16 protein-coding genes and 1 tRNA gene are annotated in these 25,595 nt (G+C 70.2%); 16 read left to right on the top strand and 1 reads right to left on the bottom strand.

The window, feature by feature from the left end; all coding sequences use genetic code 11:
• Positions 1 to 61 precede the first annotated feature (61 nt).
• The 9 genes from GE115_RS01370 (at position 62) to GE115_RS01330 (ending at position 12,745) form a co-directional block, all read left to right on the top strand.
• Entirely contained in the window at positions 62 to 292 is a 231-nt protein-coding gene (locus GE115_RS01370; RefSeq protein WP_153683023.1) for a DUF6704 family protein, read from the top strand.
• A 5-nt stretch (positions 293 to 297) separates the two neighbouring features.
• Positions 298 to 1,068 (top strand): indole-3-glycerol phosphate synthase TrpC, encoded by a 771-nt coding sequence (gene trpC, locus GE115_RS01365; RefSeq protein WP_312854773.1) that lies wholly within the window; start codon positions 298 to 300, stop codon positions 1,066 to 1,068.
• Positions 1,069 to 1,070: 2 nt separating this feature from the next.
• Positions 1,071 to 2,279 (top strand): tryptophan synthase subunit beta, encoded by a 1,209-nt coding sequence (trpB, locus tag GE115_RS01360; protein WP_153683022.1) that lies wholly within the window; start codon positions 1,071 to 1,073, stop codon positions 2,277 to 2,279.
• Positions 2,276 to 3,061 carry a tryptophan synthase subunit alpha gene (gene trpA / locus GE115_RS01355; protein ID WP_153683021.1) on the top strand — a complete coding sequence of 262 codons (786 nt, stop codon included), beginning with the start codon at positions 2,276 to 2,278 and terminating at the stop codon, positions 3,059 to 3,061. Before trpB ends, trpA begins: the two co-directional genes overlap by 4 nt.
• Before the next feature lie 58 nt (positions 3,062 to 3,119).
• Positions 3,120 to 4,133 (top strand): prolipoprotein diacylglyceryl transferase, encoded by a 1,014-nt coding sequence (lgt, locus tag GE115_RS01350; RefSeq protein ID WP_376765679.1) that lies wholly within the window; start codon positions 3,120 to 3,122, stop codon positions 4,131 to 4,133.
• Between the two features lie 88 nt (positions 4,134 to 4,221).
• Entirely contained in the window at positions 4,222 to 8,811 is a 4,590-nt protein-coding gene (gltB, locus tag GE115_RS01345) for a glutamate synthase large subunit (RefSeq protein WP_153683020.1), read from the top strand.
• The gene (locus GE115_RS01340) at positions 8,804 to 10,261 is read left to right on the top strand and encodes a glutamate synthase subunit beta (protein ID WP_312854772.1); all 1,458 of its coding nucleotides are present in this window, start codon (positions 8,804 to 8,806) and stop codon (positions 10,259 to 10,261) included. The genes gltB and GE115_RS01340 overlap by 8 nt, the downstream gene beginning before the upstream one ends.
• Positions 10,262 to 10,333: 72 nt before the next feature.
• Positions 10,334 to 11,749, top strand: coding sequence for a pyruvate kinase (gene pyk / locus GE115_RS01335; protein ID WP_153683019.1), 1,416 nt, complete (start codon positions 10,334 to 10,336; stop codon positions 11,747 to 11,749).
• 99 nt (positions 11,750 to 11,848) lie between these two features.
• Positions 11,849 to 12,745, top strand: coding sequence for an alpha/beta fold hydrolase (locus tag GE115_RS01330; RefSeq protein WP_153683018.1), 897 nt, complete (start codon positions 11,849 to 11,851; stop codon positions 12,743 to 12,745).
• A gap of 10 nt (positions 12,746 to 12,755) precedes the next feature.
• Here the strand turns inward: GE115_RS01330 and GE115_RS01325 are convergent.
• A tRNA-Leu gene (locus GE115_RS01325) sits at positions 12,756 to 12,838 on the bottom strand.
• Positions 12,839 to 12,874: 36 nt separating this feature from the next.
• Between GE115_RS01325 and GE115_RS01320 the strand changes: the two genes are divergently transcribed.
• The 7 genes from GE115_RS01320 to uvrA all read left to right on the top strand — a co-directional run bounded on the left by GE115_RS01320 (position 12,875) and on the right by uvrA (position 25,592).
• A complete protein-coding gene (locus tag GE115_RS01320; RefSeq protein WP_312854771.1) occupies positions 12,875 to 13,480 on the top strand; it encodes an ANTAR domain-containing response regulator in 606 nt (201 codons plus the stop codon).
• Between the two features lie 133 nt (positions 13,481 to 13,613).
• Complete coding sequence (polA, locus tag GE115_RS01315) at positions 13,614 to 16,295, top strand: DNA polymerase I (protein ID WP_312854770.1); 2,682 nt, start codon at positions 13,614 to 13,616, stop codon at positions 16,293 to 16,295.
• 23 nt (positions 16,296 to 16,318) lie between these two features.
• Positions 16,319 to 17,992: a DUF885 domain-containing protein gene (locus GE115_RS01310; RefSeq protein WP_153683016.1), complete on the top strand. Its 1,674-nt coding sequence runs from the start codon at positions 16,319 to 16,321 to the stop codon at positions 17,990 to 17,992.
• 187 nt (positions 17,993 to 18,179) lie between these two features.
• Complete coding sequence (rpsA, locus tag GE115_RS01305; RefSeq protein WP_153683015.1) at positions 18,180 to 19,628, top strand: 30S ribosomal protein S1; 1,449 nt, start codon at positions 18,180 to 18,182, stop codon at positions 19,626 to 19,628.
• Positions 19,629 to 19,804: 176 nt separating this feature from the next.
• Positions 19,805 to 20,416 (top strand): dephospho-CoA kinase, encoded by a 612-nt coding sequence (coaE, locus tag GE115_RS01300; RefSeq protein ID WP_312854769.1) that lies wholly within the window; start codon positions 19,805 to 19,807, stop codon positions 20,414 to 20,416.
• A 131-nt stretch (positions 20,417 to 20,547) separates the two neighbouring features.
• Positions 20,548 to 22,614 carry an excinuclease ABC subunit UvrB gene (uvrB, locus tag GE115_RS01295; protein WP_153683013.1) on the top strand — a complete coding sequence of 689 codons (2,067 nt, stop codon included), beginning with the start codon at positions 20,548 to 20,550 and terminating at the stop codon, positions 22,612 to 22,614.
• An 89-nt stretch (positions 22,615 to 22,703) separates the two neighbouring features.
• Positions 22,704 to 25,592, top strand: a complete 2,889-nt coding sequence (gene uvrA / locus GE115_RS01290) for an excinuclease ABC subunit UvrA (protein WP_312854768.1) — start codon at positions 22,704 to 22,706, stop codon at positions 25,590 to 25,592.
• Positions 25,593 to 25,595 lie beyond the last annotated feature (3 nt).

The following is a 25,595-nucleotide window of genomic DNA, read 5'->3' as shown; positions in this document are numbered from 1 at the left end:
GCGCGAGCCCGCCCGCGACCGACCGCTAGACTGGCACCCGACCCCGCAACGAAGGAGCGACATGAGCACTGAGACCGCAGAGCCCGGCCACGGACACTCGCCCGCGGCATGGACCTCCGTCACGATCATGCTCATCGCGTTCTCGATCGGCACCGTGGCGTTCTTCTTCGACGTGCAGTGGCTCGTCTGGGCATCGGCGGGGCTCCTCGTCGTCGGCCTCATCGTCGGCTGGCTGCTCGCGCGCGCCGGCTACGGCGTCGGCGGGGCCAAGTCCGCGCCGTCCACCCACTGATCGACGTGCTCTCCGAACTGACGGCGAACGCCGTCGCGGACGCGCGCGCCCGTGAGGCCGACCGCCCGCTCGCCGAGGTCGAGGCCGCGGCGCTCGTGCGTCCGGCCGCTCTCGACGCGCTCGCGGCGCTCGCGCCCGGTGCGCGCGTGAAGGTGATCGCCGAGATCAAGCGGTCGAGCCCGTCGCGCGGTGCGCTCGCCGAGATCACCGATCCCGCCGCGCTCGCCCGCAGCTACGAGCTCGGCGGCGCCAGTGCGATCAGCGTGCTCACCGAGGGGCGTCGATTCGGCGGCTCGCTCGCCGACCTCGAGGCCGTGCGCGCCGCGGTCGCGCTGCCGGTGCTCCGCAAGGACTTCATCGCGACGCCGTACCAGGTGTTCGAAGCTCGTGCCGCAGGCGCCGACCTCGTGCTGCTCATCGTCGCGGCCCTCGACGACGCGACCCTCCGCGAGCTGTACGCGCTGATCACGCAGCTCGGCATGACCGCGCTCGTCGAGGCGCACTCCGCCGACGAACTCGAGCGCGCCGCCGCGCTCGGCGCGAAGCTCATCGGCGTGAACGCGCGCGACCTCACGACCTTCGAACTCGACCGCGACCTCTTCGGACGCCTCGCCGACCGGTTCCCGGCGGACGCGATCCGGGTCGCGGAGTCGGCGGTGCTCTCGCCCGACGACGTCGCCCACTACCGCCGTGCCGGCGCCGACGCCGTCCTCGTCGGCGAGGCGCTCGTCACAGGCGACCCGATCGCGAACCTCTCAGCATTCCTGGCGGTGTGACCATGGCCCTACGCGACCAGACCGGCCCCTACTTCGGCGACTTCGGCGGGCGTTTCGTGCCCGAGTCGCTCGTGGCGGCCCTCGACGAACTCGGCGAGGCGTACGACCTCGCGAAGCTCGACCCGGCGTTCGGCGCCGAGCTCGCCGAGCTCGGGCGCAGCTACACCGGGCGACCCTCGATCATCACGGAGGTGCCGCGGTTCGCCGCGCACGCCGGCGGTGCACGCGTCATCCTCAAGCGCGAGGATCTCAACCACACGGGCTCGCACAAGATCAACAACGTGCTGGGCCAGGCGCTGCTCACCAAGCGCATCGGCAAGCAGCGCGTGATCGCCGAGACGGGCGCCGGACAGCACGGCGTCGCGACGGCGACCGCGGCCGCCCTGTTCGGCCTCGACTGCACGATCTACATGGGCGAGGTCGACACCGAGCGCCAGGCGCTGAACGTCGCTCGCATGCGACTGCTCGGGGCCGAGGTCATCGCCGTGAAGGCCGGCTCGCGCACCCTCAAAGACGCGATCAACGAGGCGATGCGCGACTGGGTGACGAACGTCGAGACGACCAACTACATCTTCGGCACCGTGGCCGGGCCCCACCCGTTCCCCGAGATGGTGCGCGACTTCCAGGTCATCATCGGCGAGGAGGCGCGGCAGCAGGTGCTCGACCTCACCGGCGCCCTGCCGACCGCGGTCGCCGCGTGCGTGGGCGGCGGTTCGAACGCCATCGGAATCTTCCACGCCTTCCTCGACGACGCCGAGGTGGGCCTGTACGGCTTCGAGGCCGGGGGAGAGGGGGCCGAGACGCCGCGCCACGCCGCGACGATCACCAAGGGTCGCCCGGGCGTGCTGCACGGTGCGCGCAGCTACCTGCTCCAGGACGAGGACGGCCAGACGATCGAGTCGCACTCGATCTCCGCGGGACTCGACTACCCCGGCGTCGGCCCCGAGCACTCGTGGCTCGCGAGCCTCGGCCGGGCGCAGTACCGCCCGGTGACGGATGCCGCCGCGATGGACGCGCTGCGCCTGCTCACCCGCACCGAGGGCATCATCCCCGCGATCGAGTCCTCGCACGCGCTCGCGGGCGCGATCGAGCTCGGCCGAGAGCTCGGCCCCGAGGCCACGATCCTCGTGAACCTCTCGGGCCGCGGCGACAAGGACATGGACACCGCCGCCCGCTGGTTCGGGCTCTACGGCGACGAGGAGCAGGCATGAGGGTCGTCGGTCCGGTCATCCGCCGCCGCAACGAGGAGGCCGCCGGCGCCCTGATCGGCTATCTGCCGGTCGGGTTCCCCGACCTCGACACGAGCATCGACGCCGCGGTCGCGCTCGTCGAGAACGGCGTGGACGTGCTCGAACTCGGCCTGCCCTACTCCGATCCGGTCATGGACGGCCCGGTCATCCAGGCGGCGACGCAGCAGGCCCTGGCGAACGGGTTCCGCCTGGCCGACGGGTTCGAGGCGGTGCGCCGCATCACCGAGCGCGTGGATGCGCCGGTGCTGGTCATGACCTACTGGAATCCCGTCGTGCAGTACGGCGTCGACCGGTTCGCCGACGACCTCGCGGCCGCGGGCGGGGCCGGGCTCATCACGCCCGACCTCATCCCCGACGAGGCATCCGAGTGGATCGCCGCCTCCGAGCGCACCGGACTCGACCGCGTGTTCCTCGCGGCGCCGACCTCGACCGACGCCCGCATCCGACAGGCCGTCGAGCGAAGCCGCGGCTTCGTCTACGCGGTGTCGACCATGGGCATCACCGGTGCGCGCGCCGACGTCGATGCGGCGGCGCGCCGGGTCGTCGGCCGGCTGCAGGCCGCGGGCGCCTCCGCCAGTTGCGTCGGCGTCGGCATCTCGACGGCCGCCCAGGTCGCCGAGGTCCTCGAGTACGCCGAGGGCGCGATCGTCGGTTCGGCGCTCGTGCACGCGCTGGCCGAAGGGGGTGTCGAGGGCGCCGGCGCCCTCGCCGCCGAACTCGCGCGCGGCACCCGCGGAGAGTGAAGTACGCTCGTGAAGGCCGTTCGCGGCCCCCGGCATCCGTGAGAAAGGCGCACCAGGCGTGATCGCACCCCTCAGCATCCCGAGCCCCGACTACGCGTGGCAGGTCTGGGAGATCCCGATCTTCGGGTGGACGACGCTGAACATCCACACGTACGCGCTCTGCATCCTGCTGGGGATCATCCTCGCGGTCGCCATCACGTCGCGCCGGCTGACCAAGCGCGGCGCCGAGCCCGGCATCGTCGTCGACATCGCGCTCTGGGCGGTGCCTCTCGGCATCATCGGCGCCCGGCTCTACCACGTGCTCACCCACCCCGGCGACTACTTCTACGAGGGCGCCAACGTGTGGAACCCCTTCCAGCCGGGTGCCATCTGGAACATCTGGGAGGGCGGCAACGCCATCTTCGGGGCGCTGATCGGCGGCGCTGTCGGCGCCTGGATCGGGTGCCGGTCCACGGGCATCCGCTTCTGGTCGTTCGCCGACGCGCTGGCTCCCGGCCTGCTCGTCGCGCAGGCGGCCGGTCGCCTCGGCAACTGGTTCAACCACGAGCTCTTCGGCCTGCCCACCGACCTGCCCTGGGGCCTCGAGATCGAGTCCTCCAACCCCGCGTGGCCGCAGGGCCTCGAGCCCGGCACACTGTTCCATCCGACGTTCCTCTACGAGATCGTCTGGAACCTCGTGGGCGTCGCCGTCATCCTCTTCCTCGAGCGTCGGCTGAACCTGCGCTGGGGTCGCGCGTTCGCGATCTACCTGATCTGGTACGGAACCGGGCGCGCCTTCCTGGAGTCCATCCGGGTCGACCCGAGCGAGATGTTCCTGGGCGTGCGTTCGAACGTCTGGGCCGCTTGGGCGGCGGTCGTCCTCGGCATCGTCATCCTGCTCGTGCAGCGCCGCCGGCACACCGGCGCCGAGCCGAGCGTGTACGTCCCGGGCCGTGAATGGGCCGGGCCCGACGCTGAGGTAGACTCGGACGACATCGAGTCCGACTCCGACTCTCTCGACGACGGCGTCGAGGGTGAGAACGAACCCGGCACGACGGCGGCCACAAGCCCCGGCCGGTCAGCCACTGCGTAGCGATCCCACGTTCTCCGCGCGACGCCGCACCTTGCGCCGCGACTTCCCCTTCGAAGGGCCGACGACGTCCCCCGCTGCCACTTAGTTGATGAGGACGGTTCCCGTGTCGCTCACCCCACCCTTCTCGAGGTTCGGTACCGTTCCGGCCGCCCAGGGCATGTACGACCCTGCCGCCGAGAAGGATGCCTGCGGCCTCGCGATGGTCGCGACCCTTCGCGGGTCGGCCGGGCATGACATCATCACGGCCGCGCTCGACGCGCTGCGCCACCTCGAGCACCGCGGCGCCGTCGGCTCCGACGCGGGCACCGGCGACGGGGCGGGGATCATCACCCAGATCCCCGACGCGTTCCTGCGCGAGGTCGCCGGCTTCGCGCTGCCGCCCGTGCACCAGTACGCCGTCGGCAACGCGTTCCTCCCCGTCGACCCGACCGCGCGCAGCCGGGTGAAGCAGCAGCTCGCCCGCATCGCGGCTGCCGAGGGCCTCACGGTCCTCGGCTGGCGCGAGGTGCCCGTGCGCCCCGAGGAGCTCGGCACCCTGGCCCGCGCGGCCATGCCGGTCGTGCAGCAGCTCTACGTCGCCTCGAGCGCCGAACGCGACGGCGTGCATCTCGCCGGCATCGCGCTCGACCGCCTCACCTTCCGGCTGCGCAAGCGCGCCGAGCGAGAGCTCGAGCTGTACTTCGCGTCGCTGTCGAGCCGCACCCTCGTCTACAAGGGCATGGTCACCACGCTCCAGCTCGAGCCGTTCTATCCCGACCTCTCCGACGAGCGGTTCGCGTCGAAGCTCGCGCTCGTGCACTCGCGCTACTCGACCAACACCTTCCCGTCGTGGCCGTTGGCCCAGCCGTTCCGCATGATCGCGCACAACGGCGAGATCAACACGATCCAGGGCAACCGCAACTGGATGCGGGCGCGCCAGTCGCAGCTCGAGTCGGAGGTCCTCGGCGACCTGTCGCCGCTGTGGCCGATCGTCACCGAGGGCGCGAGCGACTCGGCGTCGTTCGACGAGATCGTCGAGCTGCTGACGCTCGCCGGTCGCAGCCTCCCGCACGCGATCATGATGATGGTGCCCGAGGCCTGGGAGAACCAGACCGAGATCGACCCGGCTCGCCGGGCGTTCTACGAGTACCACTCGATGCTCATGGAGCCGTGGGACGGCCCGGCCGCGATCGTCTTCACCGACGGCTCGCTGGTGGGCGCGACCCTCGACCGGAACGGCCTGCGCCCCGGGCGCTACGTCGTCACCGACGACGGCCTCGTGGTGCTCGCGAGCGAGATCGGCGTGCTCGACATCGACCAGTCGCGCATCGTGCGGAAGGGCCGGCTCCAGCCGGGCCGCATGTTCCTCGTCGACACCGAAGCCGGCCGGCTCATCGAGGACGACGAGATCAAGGCGGAACTCGCCGGCTCGGCGCCCTGGGGCGAGTGGCTCGAGGAAGGCCGCATCCGCCTGGCCGACCTACCCGAGCGCGAGCACATCGTGCACCCGCCGGCCTCGGTGAACCGCCGCCAGAAGACGTTCGGCTACACCGAGGAGGAGGTGCGCATCCTCCTCACCCCGATGGCCAAGACGGGCATGGAACCGCTCGGCGCGATGGGCTCCGACACGCCGGTCGCGGTGCTGTCGGAGCGTCCTCGGCTGCTGTTCGACTACTTCACGCAGCAGTTCGCACAGGTCACGAACCCGCCGCTCGACTCCATCCGCGAGCAGGTCGTCACCTCGCTCGGCACGTCGCTCGGGCCCGAGCGCAACCTACTGACCGCCGGCCCCGAGCACGCCCGGCAGGTCTCGCTCGACTTCCCGGTCATCGACAACGACGAGCTCGCGAAGATCGTCCACATCGACCCGCGGCCGGGCGCGAGCACGACCCGCACGCTGCGCGGGCTGTACCGCGTCGACGCCGGTCCCGAGGCGTTGCGCGCGCGTCTCGCCGAGTTGTGCACCGAGGCCGACGAGGCGATCGCCGAGGGCGCCGCGTTCATCGTGCTCTCCGACCGCGACTCGACGAAGGACCTCGCGCCCATCCCGTCACTGCTCATGCTGTCGGCGGTGCACCACCACCTCATCCGCTCGGGCGACCGCATGAAGGTCGGCCTGGTCGTCGAGGCGGGCGACGTACGCGAGGTGCACCACGTGGCCCTGCTCGTCGGATACGGGGCATCCGCCGTGAACCCGTATCTCGCGATGGAGAGCTGCGAGGACCTCGTCCGCGCCGGCGTCATCACCGGCGTCACCGCCGAACAGGCGGTGCGCAACGTCATCAAGGCGCTCGGCAAGGGCGTGCTGAAGATCATGTCGAAGATGGGCATCTCGACCATCTCGTCGTACGCCGGCGCCCAGGCCTTCGAGGCCGTCGGCCTCGACCAGGGCTTCATCGCCGAGTTCTTCACGGGCACCACGTCGAAGCTCGGCGGGGTCGGCCTCGACGTCATCGCCGCCGAGAACCTCGCCCGGCACGCCGCCGCGTTCCCCGTCGACGAGGCCGTGCGCGCGCACGAGCGCCTCGCCACGGGCGGCGAGTACCAGTGGCGCCGCGACGGGTCGCCCCACCTCTTCAACCCCGACACGGTGTTCCGCCTGCAGCACTCGACGCGCACCCGGCGGTACGACATCTTCCGCGAGTACACGTCGCTCGTCGACACGCAGGCCGAGCAGTTGATGACCCTGCGCGGCATGTTCTCGCTGCGCACGGGCGTTCGCCCGCCCGTGCCGATCGACGAGGTCGAGTCGGTCGCGTCGATCGTGAAGCGCTTCTCCACCGGTGCGATGAGCTACGGCTCGATCTCGAAGGAGGCGCACGAGACGCTCGCGATCGCGATGAACCGGCTCGGCGCGAAGTCGAACACGGGCGAGGGCGGCGAGGACCTCGACCGACTGCTCGACCCCGAGCGCCGCAGCGCGATCAAGCAGGTCGCCTCGGGCCGGTTCGGCGTGACGAGCATGTACCTCACGCACGCCGACGACATCCAGATCAAGCTCGCGCAGGGTGCCAAGCCCGGCGAGGGCGGGCAGCTCCCGCCGACCAAGGTGTATCCCTGGGTGGCGCGCACGCGGCACGCCACCGCCGGCGTCGGCCTGATCTCGCCTCCGCCGCATCACGACATCTACTCGATCGAAGACCTCAAGCAGCTCATCTTCGACCTCAAGCGCGCGAACCCGAAGGCTCGCATCCACGTCAAGCTCGTCAGCCAGTCGGGCATCGGCGCGGTGGCCGCCGGCACCGCCAAGGCCCTCGCCGACGTCATCCTCGTCTCGGGGCACGACGGCGGCACGGGTGCCAGCCCGCTGAACTCGCTGAAGCACGCGGGCACCCCGTGGGAGCTCGGCCTCGCCGAGACGCAGCAGACGCTCATGCTCAACGGCATGCGCGACCGCGTGGTGGTGCAGGTCGACGGCCAGCTCAAGACCGGTCGCGACGTCGTCATCGGCGCGCTGCTGGGCGCCGAGGAGTTCGGCTTCGCGACGGCTCCTCTCGTCGTCGAGGGATGCGTCATGATGCGCGTCTGCCACCTCGACACGTGCCCCGTCGGCGTCGCGACGCAGAACCCCGAACTGCGCAAGCGCTTCACGGGCAAGCCCGAGTTCGTCGTGAACTTCTTCGAGTTCATCGCCCAGGAGGTGCGCGAGTACCTCGCGGAACTCGGCTATCGCTCGATCGACGAGATCATCGGCCGTCGCGAACTGCTCGACACCGATCGTGCCGTCGCGCACTGGAAGGCCTCCGGCCTCGACCTCGAGCCCGTGCTCGTCGGCCCCGACTTCTCGGAATCGGAGCCGCGGCGCAACGCCCGCGCACAAGACCATGAGCTCGACGAGCACTTCGACAACGAGCTCATCTCGCGCAGTGCGATGGTGCTCGAAGGCGGAGGCTCGATCGAGCTCTCGCTGCCGATCAAGAACACCGAGCGAGCCGTCGGAACGATGCTCGGCCACGAGGTGACCCTCCGGCACGGCGAGCAGGGCCTGCCGGCGGGCTCGATCGACATCACGCTCACCGGGTCGGCCGGCCAGTCGCTCGGCGCGTTCCTGCCCAGCGGCGTCACCCTGCGCCTCGAGGGCGACTCGAACGACTACGTCGGCAAGGGCCTCTCGGGCGGGCAGATCATCGTCAAGCCCACCGCCGACGCGGGTTTCGCCGCCGAGCGGAACGTCATCGCCGGCAACGTCATCGGCTACGGGGCGACGCGCGGCTCGATGTTCATCCGCGGCATCGTCGGCGAACGGTTCCTGGTGCGCAACTCCGGCGCGACCGCGGTCGTCGAGGGCGTGGGCGACCATGCGCTCGAGTACATGACCGGCGGCCTGGCGCTGATCCTCGGCGAGACCGGCCGCAATCTCGGCGCCGGCATGTCGGGCGGCACCGCCTACGTGCTCGGCCTGCGCGAGGGACGCGTCAATCGCGAGTCGCTCGCCGCCGGCGAGCTCGAGCTGCTGCCGCTCGGCAGCGCCGATCGCGAGATCGTCCGCGACCTGTTGGAACAGCACGTCGCGCACACCGCATCCACGGTCGCCTCGCAGCTGCTCGCCGAGGGCGACGCCGCGTTCGACCGATTCACGAAGGTGCTGCCGCGCGACTACGCGGCGGTGCTCCGCACCCGTCAGACGGCGGTCGACGAGGGGCTCGACCCCGACGGCGACGTCGTCTGGACTCGAATTCTGGAGGTGACGGGTGGCTGACCCGAAGGGCTTTCTGAAGGTCACCGAGCGGGAGCTGCCCAAGCGGCGCCCCGTGCCGGTGCGCATCATGGACTGGAAAGAGGTCTACGAGCCGGGCGACTCCGCCCAGCTCCGGCGCCAGGCCGGCCGTTGCATGGACTGCGGCGTGCCGTTCTGCCACCAGGGCTGTCCGCTGGGCAACCTGATCCCCGAGTGGAACGACCTCATGTACCGCGGCGAGGGCCGCGCGGCCATCGAGCGACTGCACGCGACCAACAACTTCCCGGAGTTCACCGGACGGCTGTGCCCGGCCCCGTGCGAGTCCGCGTGCGTGCTCGGCATCAACCAGCCGGCCGTCACGATCAAGCAGGTCGAGGTGTCCATCGTCGACCAGGCGTTCGGGAGCGGCTGGGTCCAGCCGCAGCCGCCCGGGCGCCTGACCGGCAAGACGGTCGCCGTCGTCGGCTCGGGCCCCGCCGGCCTGGCCGCGGCGCAGCAGCTCACGCGCGCCGGCCACACCGTCGCCGTGTTCGAGCGCGACGACCGCATCGGCGGGCTCCTGCGCTACGGCATCCCCGACTTCAAGATGGAGAAGAAGCACATCGACCAGCGCCTCGCGCAGATGACGGCCGAGGGCACCCGGTTCCGCGCTGGCGTGAACATCGGCGTCGACATCACGTGGGAGCAGCTGCGCGAGCGCTACGACGCGGTCGTGGTCGCGACGGGCGCGCTGGTGCCGCGTGACCTGCCGATCCCCGGGCGCGACCTGCCCGGCGTGCACTTCGCGATGGAGTACCTGACGCAGTCGAACCGGGTCGTCGCGGGCGACGACGTCTTCGACCAGATCACCGCCGAGGGCAAGCACGTCGTGGTCCTCGGCGGCGGCGACACCGGTGCCGACTGCATCGGCACGGCGCACCGCCAGGGCGCGCTCACGGTGACCAACCTCGCGATCGGCCGGCAGCCGGGAACCGCTCGGTCGACCGACCAGCCGTGGCCGATGCATCCGACCGTGTTCGAGGTGCAGTCGGCGCACGAGGAGGGCGGCACGCGCGAGTACCTCGTCTCGACGGTCGAGTTCCTCGCGAACGAGGCCGGCGAGGTGCGCGCGATCCGCGTCGCGGAGACCGAGTACCTCGACGGCCGTCGCGTGCCCAAGGCGGGCACCGAGCGCGAGATCCCGGCCGACCTGGTGCTGCTGGCGCTGGGCTTCACCGGCCCCGAGACCACCGCGATCGACGACCAGCTCGGCCTCGCCGTCACATCGCGCGGCAATCTCGAGCGCGACGACCAGTACGCGACCGCGACGCCCGGCGTCTTCATCGCCGGCGACGCCGGTCGCGGGCAGTCCCTCATCGTCTGGGCGATCGCCGAGGGCCGGGCTGCGGCAGCCGCCGTCGACCGGTACCTTGAGGGCGAGACGCGACTGCCGAGCCCGATCCCGGCGAGCGCGCGAGCGCTGGCCGTCTGACCGGTCCGGCGCCGATCGGCGCCGACCACCGACCCGCGCCCCGGCGCGGAACAACTGGGAGCACACAACGAAATGAGACGAGCGAAGATCGTCGCCACCCTCGGGCCGGCGACGTCGAGCTATGAGCAGATCCGCGCGATCATCGACGCGGGCGTCGACGTGGCGAGGATGAACCTCAGCCACGGCAGCTACGACGTGCACGAGGGCGTCTACCAGAACGTCCGCAAGGCGGCCAACGACTCGGGCCGGGCGATCGCGGTGCTCGTCGACCTGCAGGGCCCGAAGATCCGCCTGGGCAAGTTCGAGGGCGGACCCTACGAGCTCGCCGAGGGCGACATCTTCAAGATCACCACCGAAGACGTGGTCGGCACGAAAGAGCTCGTCGGCACGACCTTCAAGGGCCTGCCGAACGACGTCAAGCCCGGTGACTTCCTGCTCATCGACGACGGCAAGGTCCGCGTCCAGGTGCTCGAGACCGACGGCGTCGTGGTGACCACGAAGGTGATCGTCGCCGGACCGGTGTCGAACAACAAGGGCATCAACCTGCCGGGCGTCGCCGTGAACGTGCCCGCGCTCTCCGAGAAGGACGAGGCCGACCTGCGCTGGGGCCTCGAGCTCGGCGCCGACCTGATCGCGCTGTCGTTCGTGCGCAACGCCGACGACATCACGCGCGTGCACGAGATCATGGACGAGGTCGGGCGCCGCGTGCCGGTCGTCGCGAAGATCGAGAAGCCGCAGGCGGTCGACCACCTCGAGGGGATCATCGAGGCCTTCGACGCCATCATGGTCGCCCGCGGCGACCTCGGCGTCGAGCTTCCGCTCGAGGCGGTGCCCATCGTGCAGAAGCAGGCGATCGAGATCGCACGTCGCCTCGCGAAGCCGGTCATCGTCGCGACGCAGATGCTCGAGTCGATGATCCACAGCCCGGTGCCCACGCGCGCCGAGACCTCGGACGTCGCCAACGCGGTGCTCGACGGCGCCGACGCGGTCATGCTCTCGGGCGAGACGAGCGTGGGCGAGTACCCCGTCATCACCGTGCAGACGATGGCCCGCATCGTGAGCTCGACCGAGCAGCACGGGCTCGAGCGCGTGCCCAAGCTCGGCACGAAGCCCCGTACGCAGTCGGGCGCGATCACGGCCGCCGCGGTCGACATCGGCGACTTCGTCGACGCGAAGTACCTCTGCGTGTTCACCGAGTCGGGCGAGTCGGTCCGGCGGATGTCGCGACTGCGCTCGAGCATCCCGATCCTCGCGTTCACGCCCGACCAGGCGATCCGTCGCCGGATGTCGCTGTTCTGGGGCGTCGAGTCGTTCGTGGTCGATCGCGTGACCCACACCGACCAGATGGTCGGCCAGGTCGACGACGTGCTCAAGCGATCGGGCCGTGCGGCCGACGGCGACACCGTCGTCATCATCTCCGGATCCCCTCCCGGGATTCCGGGCACCACGAACGACGTGCGCGTGCACCGCGTCGGCGAGGTGCTCTGACCTGAGTCGACGAGGGCCCGATCGCTGCGGCGGTCGGGCCCTCCGCCGTCCGCCCGTGCGGGACTTCCCCGCGCATCGGCTCCGTGGGAGGATTCGGGCATGGCGGCACCGGACGGGGGAGCGGCCGGCGGCGAGCATCGACCGGCGCTGGCGGAGCGATCGATCCGGGTCGACGGCGTCCGCGTCTTCCTCCGCGAGTCGCCCGAACCGGCCGAACCGGCCTCGCATGCGGCGCGGGCCATGATGCACGTGCACGGGTTCGGCCTCTCGGGGCGCTACCTCGTGCCCACGGCGGAGCGGCTCGCAGGGCGGTTCCGCACGATCGTGCCCGACCTGCCCGGCTTCGGCCGGAGCGGGCGACGGCGCGGGGCGCTCGATGTGCCCGACCTCGCGCGGTCCGCCGTCGAGATCCTCGATGAGCTCGGCATCGAGCGGGCGACGCTCGTCGGCAACTCGATGGGATGCCCCGTCATCTGCGAGTTCGCCCACGACTACCCCGATCGGCTCGAGCGGGCCGTGCTCGTCTCGCCGGCGGGCGGCCTGCACAACCAGCCGCTGGTTCGCGCCGTCGGCCAGCTGGCGAAGGACGGGCGCCGGGAACCCACGTCGCTCATCCGCGTGGTGACGCCCGACTACCTGCGGTTCGGAGTCCCCAGCACGGTTCGGATGTTCCGTTCGCTGACGCGGTATCCGACGCTGGAGCGCCTGCTCGCCCTCGACGCGCCGACCCTCGTCGTCGTCGGCGACCGCGACCCGCTGATGCCCTCGGCCGCACGGATCCGCGAGGTCGCCGCTCACATCGACAACCGCGTCGTGGTCGTGACCATCGAGGGCGCGGCGCACGCGATCAACTTCAGCCACCCCGACGAACTCGCCCGTGTGATCGGCCTGTTCATGGACGATCGACCGCTCGTCGTGGAGCCCGGGTCGCCCGGAGCGGCGCGGATCGTCGAGATCCATCGCGGTGCGCGGGGGAGTGCACCGCAGTCGGAGTGACGCCGTTCGGTGCCGGTGGTGGGGGTCGAACCCACACGCCCTTTCGGGCAAAGCATTTTGAGTGCTCCGCGTCTGCCATTCCGCCACACCGGCCAAAGGCCCCGGCCAGAATACCGTAGGCTTTCAGCCGTGACAGACAGCGAACCCACCCAGTCGGCGCCTCGGCGCGTCGTCGTCGCGGAAGACGAGTCGCTCATCCGGCTCGACATCGTCGAGATCCTCCGTGACAACGGCTTCGAGGTCGTCGGCGAGGCCGGAGACGGCGAGACCGCGGTCGCCCTGGCGACCGAACTGCGCCCCGACCTCGTCATCATGGACGTGAAGATGCCCCAGCTCGACGGCATCTCGGCCGCGGAGCGACTCTCGAAGGGCCACATCGCCCCGGTCGTGCTCCTCACCGCGTTCAGCCAGAAGGAGCTCGTCGAGCGGGCCAGCGAGGCCGGCGCCCTCGCCTACGTCGTGAAGCCGTTCACCCCGAACGACCTGCTGCCGGCGATCGAGATCGCCCTCGCCCGCCACGCCCAGATCATCGCGCTCGAGGCCGAGGTCGGCGACCTGGTCGAGCGCTTCGAGACGCGCAAGCTCGTCGACCGCGCCAAGGGCCTGCTCAACGAGAAGATGGGCCTCACCGAGCCCGAGGCGTTCCGCTGGATCCAGAAGGCGTCGATGGATCGTCGACTCACCATGCGCGACGTCTCGCAGGCCATCATCGAACAGCTCTCGGCGAAGAAGTAGCCGGGGCTTCCCTTCCTCACCGGATGCCGCGCGGGTTCGCCCGACGCGGCATCCGTCGTCTTCGGAGCACGCGCGGTCTGCGAGGCATCCGTGCCCGTCGGGCGGTGTCGGCGGCCGCTTGTAGGCTGACATGGTGTCGGACCCCATGAAGCCCACCCTCCTCGTCGTCGACGGTCACTCACTCGCATTCCGGGCGTTCTACGCGCTCCCGGTCGACAGCTTCACGACCCGCGACGGGCAGCACACGAACGCCATCCACGGCTTCCTCTCGATGCTGCTCCTGCTCCTGGCGAACGAGAAGCCGACCCACCTCGCCGTCGCGTTCGACAAGTCGCGGGTCTCGTTCCGCACGCGCGAGTACGAGGAGTACAAGGGCAACCGCGGCGAGACCCCGGTCGAGTTCAAGGGCCAGGTGCCGATCCTCCAAGAGGCTCTGCAGGCCATGGGCATCACGGTGCTCGAGAAGGACGACTACGAGGCCGACGACCTGCTCGCGACGCTCGCGACGCGCGGCGAGGCGAGCGGCTACCGCGTGCTTCTCGTCTCGGGCGACCGCGACACCATCCAGCTCGTCGACGACGAGGTCACGCTGCTCTACCCGAATTCGCAGGGCGTGTCGCAGCTCAAGCGCTACGACACGGCGGCGGTCATCGAGCGGTACGGGATCCGACCCGAGCAGTACCCCGACGTCGCCGCGCTCGTCGGCGAGACGAGCGACAACCTGCCTGGCATCCCGAAGGTCGGCGAGAAGACCGCGGTGAAGTGGCTGGGGCTCTACGGCGACCTCGACGGCATCCTCGAGCACGCCGATGAGATCAAGGGCGTCGTCGGCCAGAACCTGCGCGACCACCGCGAGCACGCCGTGCGCAACCGCAAGCTCAACCGCCTCGTGCGCGATGTGCCGCTCGACGTCGAACTCGACGCGCTCGAGTCGAAGCCGATCGACCTCGAGGCGATCCGCCCGATCTTCGAGCGGCTCGAGTTCCGCACCCTGATGGAGCGCATCACCAAGCTCGTCACGGGCGAGGCCTCCGCGGCCGCAGCGGCGCCGGTGCCCCCGGTCGCGACCGACCAGCCGGCGCCTGAGGCGCCGAAGGCCGCGCGCGCCGTGGGCGACGAGCTCGCGGCGTGGCTCGAACGCGCCGTCGCGGCCGAGCCGGCCGGACTGGGGCTGCACCTCGAGGTCCTCGACGGCCGGGTCATCGGTGCGGGCGTGGCCACGCGCACCGAGACCCTCGAGGTGCAGTGGCAGCCCGGTCGTGCCGAGCTCGCGCCGTTCGAGGCCTGGCTCGCGAGCGCCGCGCCCAAGATCGTCACCGACGCCAAGGGCCAGCTCAAGGCGCTCCAGCGCTCCGGACTCGCGTTCGACGGCCTCGTGGTCGACCCGCTCGTCGCGGGCTGGCTGATCCGGCCGAACCTCCAGGAGAAGAACCTCTCCGACCTGGTCGAGCGCTACCTGGGCGAACGCGTGCCCGAGGGCGACCCGGCGCAGCTCGTGCCCGCCGAAGACGAGGCATCCGGCCCGCCCGAGCTCGCGTGGTTCTCCGCCCGGCTCGCGCCGGCCGTGCTGGCCGCGATGAGCGAGGGCACGCGCCGCGTGCTCGCCGACGTCGAGATGCCGCTCGTGCCGGTGCTCGCGGCCATGGAGTTGCGAGGCGTCACGGTCGACCATGCGCAGCTGGCCGAGCTCTCGACGAGCCTCGGAGAGCGCGCCGCCGCCCTTGCCGCCTCCGCGTACGCCGAGATCGGGCGCGAGGTGAACCTCGGTTCGCCCAAGCAGCTCCAGGAGGTGCTGTTCGACCAGCTCGGCATGCCGAAGACCCGGGCGACGAAGACCGGCTATTCGACCGACGCCAGCGCCCTGGCCGACCTCCAGGACTCGAACCCGCACCCGTTCCTCGGTCTCCTGCTCGAGCACCGCGACGCGACCAAGCTCCGCCAGATCGTCGACGCGCTCGACAAATCGATCGCCGCCGACGGTCGCATCCACACGAGCTACGGCCAGATCGGCGCGGCGACCGGCCGCATGTCGAGCAACGACCCGAACCTGCAGAACATCCCCATCCGCACCGAGGAGGGGCGGCGCATCCGCGAGGCGTTCCGCCACGGCGAGGACTTCGCCGAACTGCTCACGGCCGACTACTCCCAGGTCGAGATGCGCATCATGGCGCATCTGTCAGGCGACCCCGGCCTGATCGAGGCGTTCAACGCCGGGGAAGACCTGCACCGGTTCGTCGGCGCGAGGGTCTTCGGCGTCGAACCCGCCGACGTGTCCCCGCTCATGCGCACCAAGGTGAAGGCGATGTCGTACGGGCTCGCGTACGGGCTCAGCGCGTTCGGCCTCTCCAAGCAGCTGCGCATCGACCGCGCCGAGGCCACACAGCTCATGAAGGACTACTTCGAGCGCTTCGGCGCGGTGCGCGACTACCTCAGGGGCGTCGTGGAGCAGGCGAAGGTCGACGGCTACACCGAGACGATCTTCGGCCGCCGCCGGCCGTTCCCCGACCTCAACAGTCCGAACCGGGTGCTCCGCGAGAACGCCGAGCGCGCCGCGCTGAACTCGCCGATCCAGGGCTCTGCGGCCGACCTCATCAAGCTCGCGATGAGCCGGACCGAGCAGGCGTTGGCCGGCGCCGGACTCCGGTCGCGCATGCTGCTGCAGGTCCACGACGAGCTCATCTTCGAGGTCGCCGAGGGCGAGTCCGAGCAGGTCGAGCAGATCGTGCGCGACGCGATGGCGCACGCCGCCGACCTGCTGGTACCGCTCGACGTGCAGATCGGCCGCGGGGCGAGCTGGGACGACGCGGCGCACTGAGCACGGCGGGCTAGGGTCGAAGGATGGCAGCAGAACCGCGCACCCCGACGGACATCGACCGGATCGCCGAGGAGTGGGTCGACACCCTCGTCGAGCTGCATCCGACCGTCGGCACGTACATCGGTCGGCGCGAGTTCGACGACCGGCTGCCCGACTACTCGCCCGACGGGCACGAGCGTCAGGCCGAGGTCGGTCGGGCGGCGCTCGCGGCCATCCGCGCCGCCGAGCCGGTCGACGCCGTCGACCTCGTCACGGCGACCGACCTCGGGGGCGAACTGGCACTCGGGCTCGAGGAGCACGAGGCAGGGCTGCACCTGCGCGACCTGAACGTCATCGCGAGCCCCTCGCAAGACATCCGCGACGTGTTCGACCTCATGCCGACCGACACCGTCGACGACTGGGCGCTCGTCGCGGCCCGGCTCCGGCAGGTGCCGACCGCGATCGAGGGGCACGTCGAGAGCCTTCGCCTCGGCGCCGAGCGCGGCATCGTGCCCGCGGTCCGCCAGGTGCACGAGGTGGCCGACCAGGCGAGGCGCCAGGCCCGGGCCGACGGCTTCTTCGCCAGGTTCGCCGCCGAGGCCACCGCCGGCGGCACCGCCCTGCCCGCTGCGCTCGACGCCGACCTCGCGCGGGCGGCATCCGACGCGGCATCCGCGTACGAACGCCTCGCCGGGTTCCTCGACAGTGAGCTCGCGCCGCGCGCCGGCACCGAAGACGCGGTCGGCCGCGAGATCTACGCGCTCCGGTCGCGGCACTTCCTCGGGGCGACCGTCGATCTCGACGAGACGTACGAGTGGGGCATCGAGGAGCTCGCGCGCATGGTGGCCGAGCAGGAGTCGATCGCCCGCGAGATCCTGCCCGGCGCCTCGGTCGCCGAGGCCGTGGCGCACCTCGAGCGAGACCCGTCGCGGAAGCTGCACGGCACCGATGAGCTGCAGCGCTGGATGCAGGAGACCAGCGACCGCGCCGTCGCCGAGCTCGGTGCGACCCAGTTCGACATCCCTGAAGAGATCCGCACGCTGGAGTGCCTGATCGCGCCGACGCAGGAGGGCGGCATCTACTACACCGGGCCGACCGACGACTTCTCGCGCCCGGGCCGTATGTGGTGGTCGGTGCCCGAGGGCGTGACCGAGTTCGACACCTGGCGCGAGCTCACGACCGTCTACCACGAGGGCGTGCCCGGGCACCACCTGCAGATCGGGCAGGCCGTCGTCAACCGCGGCACCCTCAACACGTGGCGGCGCCAGCTCGCCGGCACGTCGGGCCATGCCGAGGGCTGGGCGCTGTACGCCGAGCGGCTCATGCAGGAGCTCGGCTATCTCGATGACCCGGCCGACCGGCTCGGCATGCTCGACGGCCAGCGCATGCGTGCGGCCCGCGTGGTGCTCGACATCGGCGTGCACCTCGGCAAGGCGCGTCCCGACGGCGAGGGCGCGTGGACCGGCGACTACGCATTCGACTTCCTCCGCGAGAACGTGGCCATGAGCGACGAGTTCGTCCGGTTCGAGGTGAACCGGTATCTCGGATGGCCGGGCCAGGCGCCGTCGTACAAGGTGGGGCAGCGGATCTGGGAGCAGCTGCGCGACGAGACGCGACGACGCGAGGGATCGGAGTTCGACATCCGCGCGTTCCACCGCAACGCCCTCGACCTGGGCGGCGTCGGGCTCGACACCCTGCGCTCGGCACTGCTCGGGTGAGGTCGCCGGCCGACGCGCGCGGATCGTGCCACGCCGTCGGCGAGCGCTGCGGTTGCCGGGGGAGCGGTCGTTCCGTTAGGATGGAATGTCACTCTTGTGGCATCACTGTCCGCATGCCCATCGCGGAAACCAAGAACGCTCGAACTTCGCGGTGGGCCTGATTCTGTCCTTTCGGAGCAACCACTACATGACCACCACAACGACCAAGGCGCCCAAGCAGGTCGCGATCAACGACATCGGATCTGCTGACGACTTCCTCGCCGCGGTCGAGAAGACGCTCAAGTTCTTCAACGACGGCGACCTGATCGAGGGCACCGTCGTGAAGATCGACCGCGACGAGGTCCTCCTCGACGTCGGCTACAAGACCGAGGGTGTCATCCCCTCCCGCGAGCTTTCCATCAAGCACGACGTCGACCCGAGCGAGGTCGTCAACGTCGGCGACACCGTCGAGGCCCTCGTTCTCCAGAAGGAGGACAAGGAAGGCCGACTGATCCTGTCCAAGAAGCGCGCCCAGTACGAGCGCGCGTGGGGCGACGTCGAGAAGATCAAGGAGTCCGACGGCGTCGTGACCGGCCAGGTCATCGAGGTCGTCAAGGGCGGCCTGATCGTCGACATCGGCCTCCGTGGCTTCCTGCCGGCGTCGCTCATCGAGCTCCGCCGCGTTCGCGACCTCACGCCGTACCTCGGCCAGGAGATCGAGGCGAAGATCCTCGAGCTCGACAAGAACCGCAACAACGTGGTCCTCTCGCGCCGCGCCCTGCTCGAGCAGACGCAGTCCGAGTCGCGCTCGACCTTCCTCGCGAACCTGCACCCGGGCCAGATCCGCAAGGGCGTCATCTCGTCGATCGTCAACTTCGGTGCGTTCGTGGACCTCGGCGGCGTCGACGGCCTCGTGCACGTCTCCGAGCTGTCGTGGAAGCACATCGAGCACGCCAGCGAGGTCGTCGAGGTCGGCCAGGAGGTCACCGTCGAGGTGCTCTCCGTCGAGCTCGACCGCGAGCGCGTCTCCCTGTCGCTCAAGGCGACGCAGGAGGACCCGTGGCAGGTCTTCGCGCGCACCCACGCGATCGGCCAGGTCGCACCGGGCAAGGTCACGAAGCTCGTCCCCTTCGGCGCGTTCGTGCGCGTCGCAGACGGCATCGAGGGCCTCGTGCACATCTCGGAGCTCTCGGCCAAGCACGTCGAGCTCGCCGAGCAGGTCGTGTCGGTCGGCGAAGAGGTCTTCGTCAAGGTCATCGACATCGACCTCGAGCGTCGCCGCATCTCGCTCTCGCTCAAGCAGGCGAACGACGGCGTCGACCCCGAGGGCACCGAGTTCGACCCGGCGCTCTACGGCATGCTCACCGAGTACGACGAGCAGGGCAACTACAAGTTCCCGGAGGGCTTCGACCCCGAGACGAACGAGTGGCGCGAGGGCTTCGAGGCCCAGCGCGAAGAGTGGGAGCAGCAGTACGCTGCGGCTCAGGCTCGCTGGGAGGCCCACAAGAAGCAGGTCGCTGCTTCGCAGGCCGCCCAGGCCAGCGACGACTCGTTCGCGAGCGGCACGGCGTCGTACTCGAGCGACTCGGCCGGCAGCGGCACCCTCGCCGACGACGCGTCGCTCGCGGCGCTGCGCGAGAAGCTCTCGAGCAACTGATCGTCTCCTGACGAACCTCCGAAGGCCGGTCCCATGCGGGGCCGGCCTTCGGCGTTCCACCGGGGCGAGGCTCGATCGCGGGCAGCGGGGCGAAGGCGGGTCGTCAGCCGTCAGGCGTCAGCAGCCGGCCGCCTGCCGCCTGCCGCCTGCCGCCTGCCGCCGCTAGGCTGGGCAGCGTGTATCTGATCGGCCTCACCGGCGGCATCGCGTCGGGCAAGTCCACGGTCGCCCGACGGCTCTACGAGCACGGTGCGATCCACATCGACGCCGACCAGCTGGCGCGCAAGGTCGTCGAGCCCGGCACGCCGGCGTTCGCCTCGATCGTCGAGGCGTTCGGTCCCGACATCGTGCGCGCCGACGGCGTCCTCGACCGCGAACGACTCGGCGGGATCGTGTTCGCCGACGACGCGGCGCGCGCTCGGCTCAACGGCATCGTGCACCCCGCGGTCCGCGAGCTCTCGGGCCGGCTCATCGTCAAGGCGGAGCAGGAGGACCCCGATGCCGTCGTCGTGTACGACGTGCCGCTCCTGGTCGAGGCATCCGTCGACCACCCGTTCGACCTCATCGTCGTGACGAGCGCCGGTCGGGGAGTCCAGGTCAAGCGCCTCGTCGAGGAGCGCGGGCTCGAGCCAGACCACGCCGAGGCCAGGGTCGACGCCCAGGTCGACGACGAGGAGCGCCGGAAGATCGCCGACGTGGTCATCGACACGTCGGGCAGCCTCGGCCACACGATGAGCCAGGCCGACGCCCTCTGGGCGCGCATCGTCGAGGAGCGCCGCGCGCGCTGAGCCCGACGCGGCGCCGCCGCGCGAGCTGAGCGCCGCGCGCGGGGTCGCCGTCGCCGTCGGGGTCGCGGTCGCGGTCGCGCCCACGGCGAACACCGGCCGGCGTGTCGGTGGCCGAACCTAGACTGGAACGCATGCAGGCCACGCGTTCCGTCCGTCCGTTCGAGGTCGTGAGCGAGTACCGTCCCAGCGGCGACCAGCCGCAGGCCATCGCCGAACTCGCGGGGCGCATCAACGCCGGTGAGACCGACGTGGTGCTGCTCGGCGCGACCGGCACGGGCAAGTCGGCGACCACGGCGTGGCTCATCGAGCAGGTGCAGCGTCCCACGCTGGTGCTGGCGCACAACAAGACCCTCGCGGCGCAGCTGGCGACCGAGTTCCGCGAGCTCATGCCGAACAATGCGGTCGAGTACTTCGTCTCGTACTACGACTACTACCAGCCCGAGGCCTACGTCCCGCAGACCGACACCTTCATCGAGAAGGACAGCTCGATCAACGCGGAGGTCGAGCGTCTGCGCCACTCGACGACGAACTCGCTGCTCAGCCGACGAGACGTCGTCGTGGTCTCGACCGTGTCGTGCATCTACGGCCTCGGCACGCCCGAGGAATACCTCGCGGCGATGATGCCGCTCCAGGTCGGCCAGCGCGTGGATCGCGACTGGCTGATCCGCAAGTTCGTGTCGATGCAGTACCAGCGCAACGACGTCGACTTCTCCCGAGGCACCTTCCGCGTACGCGGCGACACGATCGAGATCATCCCCGTCTACGAAGAGCTGGCGATCCGTATCGAGATGTTCGGCGACGAGATCGAGGCGCTGTTCAGCCTCCACCCGCTGACCGGCGAGGTGGTCGCCAAGCTCGACGCCGTGCCGATCTTCCCGGGCTCGCACTACGTCGCGAGCACCGATGTGATGCAGCGCGCGATCGGCACCATCCGCCTCGAGCTCGAGGAGCGACTCGCCGAGCTGGAGCGCGAAGGCAAGCTGCTCGAGGCGCAGCGGCTGCGCATGCGCACGACGTTCGATCTCGAGATGATGGAGCAGATCGGCTTCTGCTCCGGTATCGAGAACTACTCGCGGCACATCGACGGCCGCGCGCCGGGCGAGGCGCCGCACTGCCTGCTCGACTACTTCGCCGACGACTTCCTCGTGGTCATCGACGAGTCGCACGTCACCGTGCCGCAGATCGGCGCCATGTACGAGGGCGACTCGTCGCGCAAGCGCACCCTGGTCGAGCATGGCTTCCGTCTGCCGAGCGCGCTCGACAACCGGCCCCTGAGGTGGAACGAGTTCAAGGCGCGCGTCGGCCAGACGGTGTACCTCTCGGCGACTCCCGGCAAGTACGAGATGGGCGTTGCCGACGGCGTCGTCGAGCAGATCATCCGCCCCACCGGGCTCGTCGACCCCGAGATCGTCGTGAAGCCCAGCAAGGGGCAGATCGACGACCTGCTCGAGCAGGTGCGCGTCCGGGCCGAGCGCGACGAGCGCGTGCTGGTCACTACGCTGACCAAGCGCATGGCCGAAGAGCTCACCGACTTCCTCACCGAGGCGGGCGTGCGCGTGCGCTACCTGCACTCCGACGTCGACACGCTCCGCCGCGTCGAGCTCCTCAGCGAGCTGCGTGCCGGCGTCTACGACGTGCTCGTCGGCATCAACCTCCTGCGCGAGGGCCTCGACCTGCCCGAGGTGTCGCTCGTCGCGATCCTCGACGCCGACAAGGAGGGCTTCCTGCGCAGCTCGACCTCGCTCATCCAGACCATCGGCCGCGCGGCGCGCAACGTCTCCGGCGAGGTGCACATGTACGCCGACGTGGTCACCGATTCGATGGCGAACGCGATCGACGAGACCACGCGGCGCCGCGAGCGGCAGCTCGAGTACAACCGCGTCAACGGCATCGATCCGCAGCCGCTGCGCAAGCGCATCGCCGACATCACGCAGGTCCTCGCCCGCGAGGAGGCCGACACCGCAGCGCTCCTCGCCGGGCGCGACCAGCGCAAGAAGTCGCCCGTGCCGAACCTGCGGCGCGAGGGCATCGCGGCCGAGGGCGCGAGCAACCTCGAAGACCTCATCCGCGACCTCAACGACCAGATGCTCGAGGCCGCCGGCGAGCTCAAGTTCGAGCTCGCCGCGCGGTTGCGCGACGAGGTCCAGGAACTCAAGCGCGAGCTGCGCCAGATGGAGAAGGCCGGCCACCTCGGGTAACGGCTTCCGAACTGTGAATCGAACGTATGTTCGCTGAGAGCGCTCGCGCTCGAGGCATCCGTGTCGGTGGCCCTCCGTAGACTCGAAGGGTGCCAGTTTCACGTCTCGATGCCCATTCCCGCCTGAGTGTCCGCGGGGCACGCGTGCACAACCTGCGGAATGTCGACGTCGAGGTCCCGCGTGACGCGATGGTCGTGTTCACCGGCCTCTCCGGCTCGGGCAAGTCCTCGCTCGCGTTCGACACCATCTTCGCCGAGGGCCAGCGCCGATACGTCGAATCGCTGTCGGCGTACGCGCGCCAATTCCTCGGCCAGGTCGACCGTCCCGACGTCGACTTCATCGAGGGCCTGAGCCCGGCGGTCTCGATCGACCAGAAGTCGACCAACCGCAACCCCCGGTCGACCGTCGGCACGATCACCGAGATCTACGACTACATGCGACTGCTGTGGGCCCGCATCGGCGTGCCGCACTGCCCCGTGTGCGGCGAGCGCATCCAGAAGCAGACCGTGCAGCAGATCGCCGACCAGCTCATCGAGCTGCCCGACGGCACGCGCTTCCAGGTGTTGAGCCCGGTCGTCTCGAAGAAGAAGGGCGAGTTCGTCGACCTCTTCCGCGACCTCGCGGCGCAGGGCTATTCCCGCGCGGTCGTCGACGGCGAGCTGATCCGGCTCGACGAGCCGCCGACGCTGAAGAAGCAGGTCAAGCACGACATCTCGGTCGTGATCGACCGGCTCGTGGCATCCGCCGACATCCTCGGCCGGCTCACCGACTCGCTCGAGACGGCGTTGCGACTGACCGACGGGTTGGTGCAGATCAACTACGTCGATCGCGAGGGCGACGACGCGTGGCAGACCTTCTCTGAGAAGCTGTCGTGCCCGAACCAGCATCCCATCCAACTCTCCGAGATCGAGCCGCGCACGTTCTCGTTCAACGCGCCGTTCGGCGCCTGCCCCGAGTGCTCGGGGCTCGGCACGCGCATGTCGGTCGATGAAGAGCTCCTGCTCGGCGACCCGTCGCTGTCCATCAGCGAAGGCGTCATCCTGCCGTGGACCTCGCAGGGCAAGAGCCTCTACAACTACTACGAGAAGCTGCTCGACGGGCTCTCGCGCGACCTCGGCTTCTCGCTCGACACCCCGTGGGAGTCCCTCGACCCGACGGCGCAGGCCGCGGTGCTGCGCGGCGACAACTTCGAGGTCAAGGTCAAGTGGCGCAACCGCTACGGCCGTGAGATGAGCTACACCTCGGGGTTCGAGGGCGTCGTCCCCTACATCGAGCGGCAGTACGTGCAGGCCGAGACCGACGTGCAGCGTGCGCGCTGGGCCGAGTACCTGCGCGAGGTGCCGTGCCCCGTGTGCGGCGGCAAGCGGCTCAAGCCCGAGGTGCTCTCGGTGCTCATCCACGACCGGAGCATCGCCGACGTCGCGCTGCTCAGCCTGACCGACGCGCGCGCCTTCATGGATCGGCTCGAGCTGACCGACCGCGAGCAGGCGATCGCGGCGCAGGTGCTGCGCGAGATCAAGGTGCGGCTCGACTTCCTGATCCGCGTGGGCCTGTCCTACCTCGACCTCGCGCGCGCGGCGGCGACGCTCTCAGGCGGCGAGGCGCAGCGCATCCGGCTCGCGACGCAGATCGGCTCGGGGCTCACCGGCGTGCTCTACGTGCTCGACGAGCCGAGCATCGGGCTGCACCAGCGCGACAATCGTCGCCTCATCGACACGCTCGTGGCGCTGCGCGACCTCGGCAACACCCTCATCGTCGTCGAGCATGACGAAGACACCATCCGCACGGCGGACTGGATCGTCGACATCGGGCCCGGCGCCGGCGTCAACGGCGGCACGGTGGTGCACTCCGGCTCCTACGCCGACCTGCTGAAGAACACCGAGTCGCTCACGGGCGACTACCTCGCGGGTCGCCGCGAGATCGCGCTGCCCGCACATCGTCGGCCGATCGACCGCGACCGCGTGATCACCGTCGAGGGTGCTGCGGCCAACAACTTGCGCAACGTCGACGCCGAGTTCCCGCTCGGGGTGCTCACGGCGGTCACCGGCGTCTCGGGCTCCGGCAAGTCGTCGCTCGTCAACGACATCCTCTACCGCGTGCTCGCCAACCGGTTGAACGGGGCTCGCAAGGTGCCGGGCAAGCACCGCCGCGTCTCCGGCCTCGACCAGCTCGACAAGGTCGTGCACGTCGACCAGGCGCCGATCGGCCGCACGCCGCGCTCGAACCCGGCGACGTACACCGGCGTGTTCGATCGCATCCGCACGCTGTTCGCCGAGACGACCGAGGCCAAGGCCCGCGGGTACCTGCCCGGCCGGTTCAGCTTCAACGTCAAGGGCGGCCGGTGCGAGGCGTGTTCGGGCGACGGCACGATCAAGATCGAGATGAACTTCCTCCCCGACGTCTACGTCGCCTGCGAGGTCTGCGGCGGCAAGCGGTACAACCGCGAGACGCTGCAGGTGCACTACAAGGGCAAGAACATCGCCGAGGTGCTCGAGATGCCGATCAGCGAGGCCGCCGACTTCTTCGAACCGATCTCCGCGATCCACCGGTACCTGAAGACGCTCGTCGACGTCGGCCTCGGCTACGTGCAGCTCGGTCAGAGCGCGACGACCCTCTCGGGTGGTGAGGCGCAGCGCGTCAAGCTCGCGACCGAGTTGCAGCGTCGTTCGAACGGCCGCAGCGTGTACGTGCTCGACGAGCCGACGACGGGCCTGCACTTCGAAGACGTGCGCAAGTTGCTCAAGGTGCTCGGCAAGCTCGTCGACAAGGGCAACACGGTCATCGTCATCGAGCACAACCTCGACGTGATCAAGTCGGCCGACTGGCTGATCGACCTGGGCCCAGAGGGCGGGTCGGGCGGCGGCCGCATCGTGGCGACGGGCACTCCCGAGCAGATCGCCGATCACCCCGACAGCCACACCGGCTTCTTCCTCCGCGAGATCCTCGACGCGCACGAGCGCGCGCAGGTCGCCAGCTAGGCG

It is taken from the genome of Agromyces agglutinans, from assembly GCF_009647605.1.
Lineage (GTDB): Bacteria > Actinomycetota > Actinomycetes > Actinomycetales > Microbacteriaceae > Agromyces > Agromyces agglutinans.
Note: the sequence above shows the minus strand (reverse complement) of the source record. Positions and strands in the feature narration are given on the sequence as shown.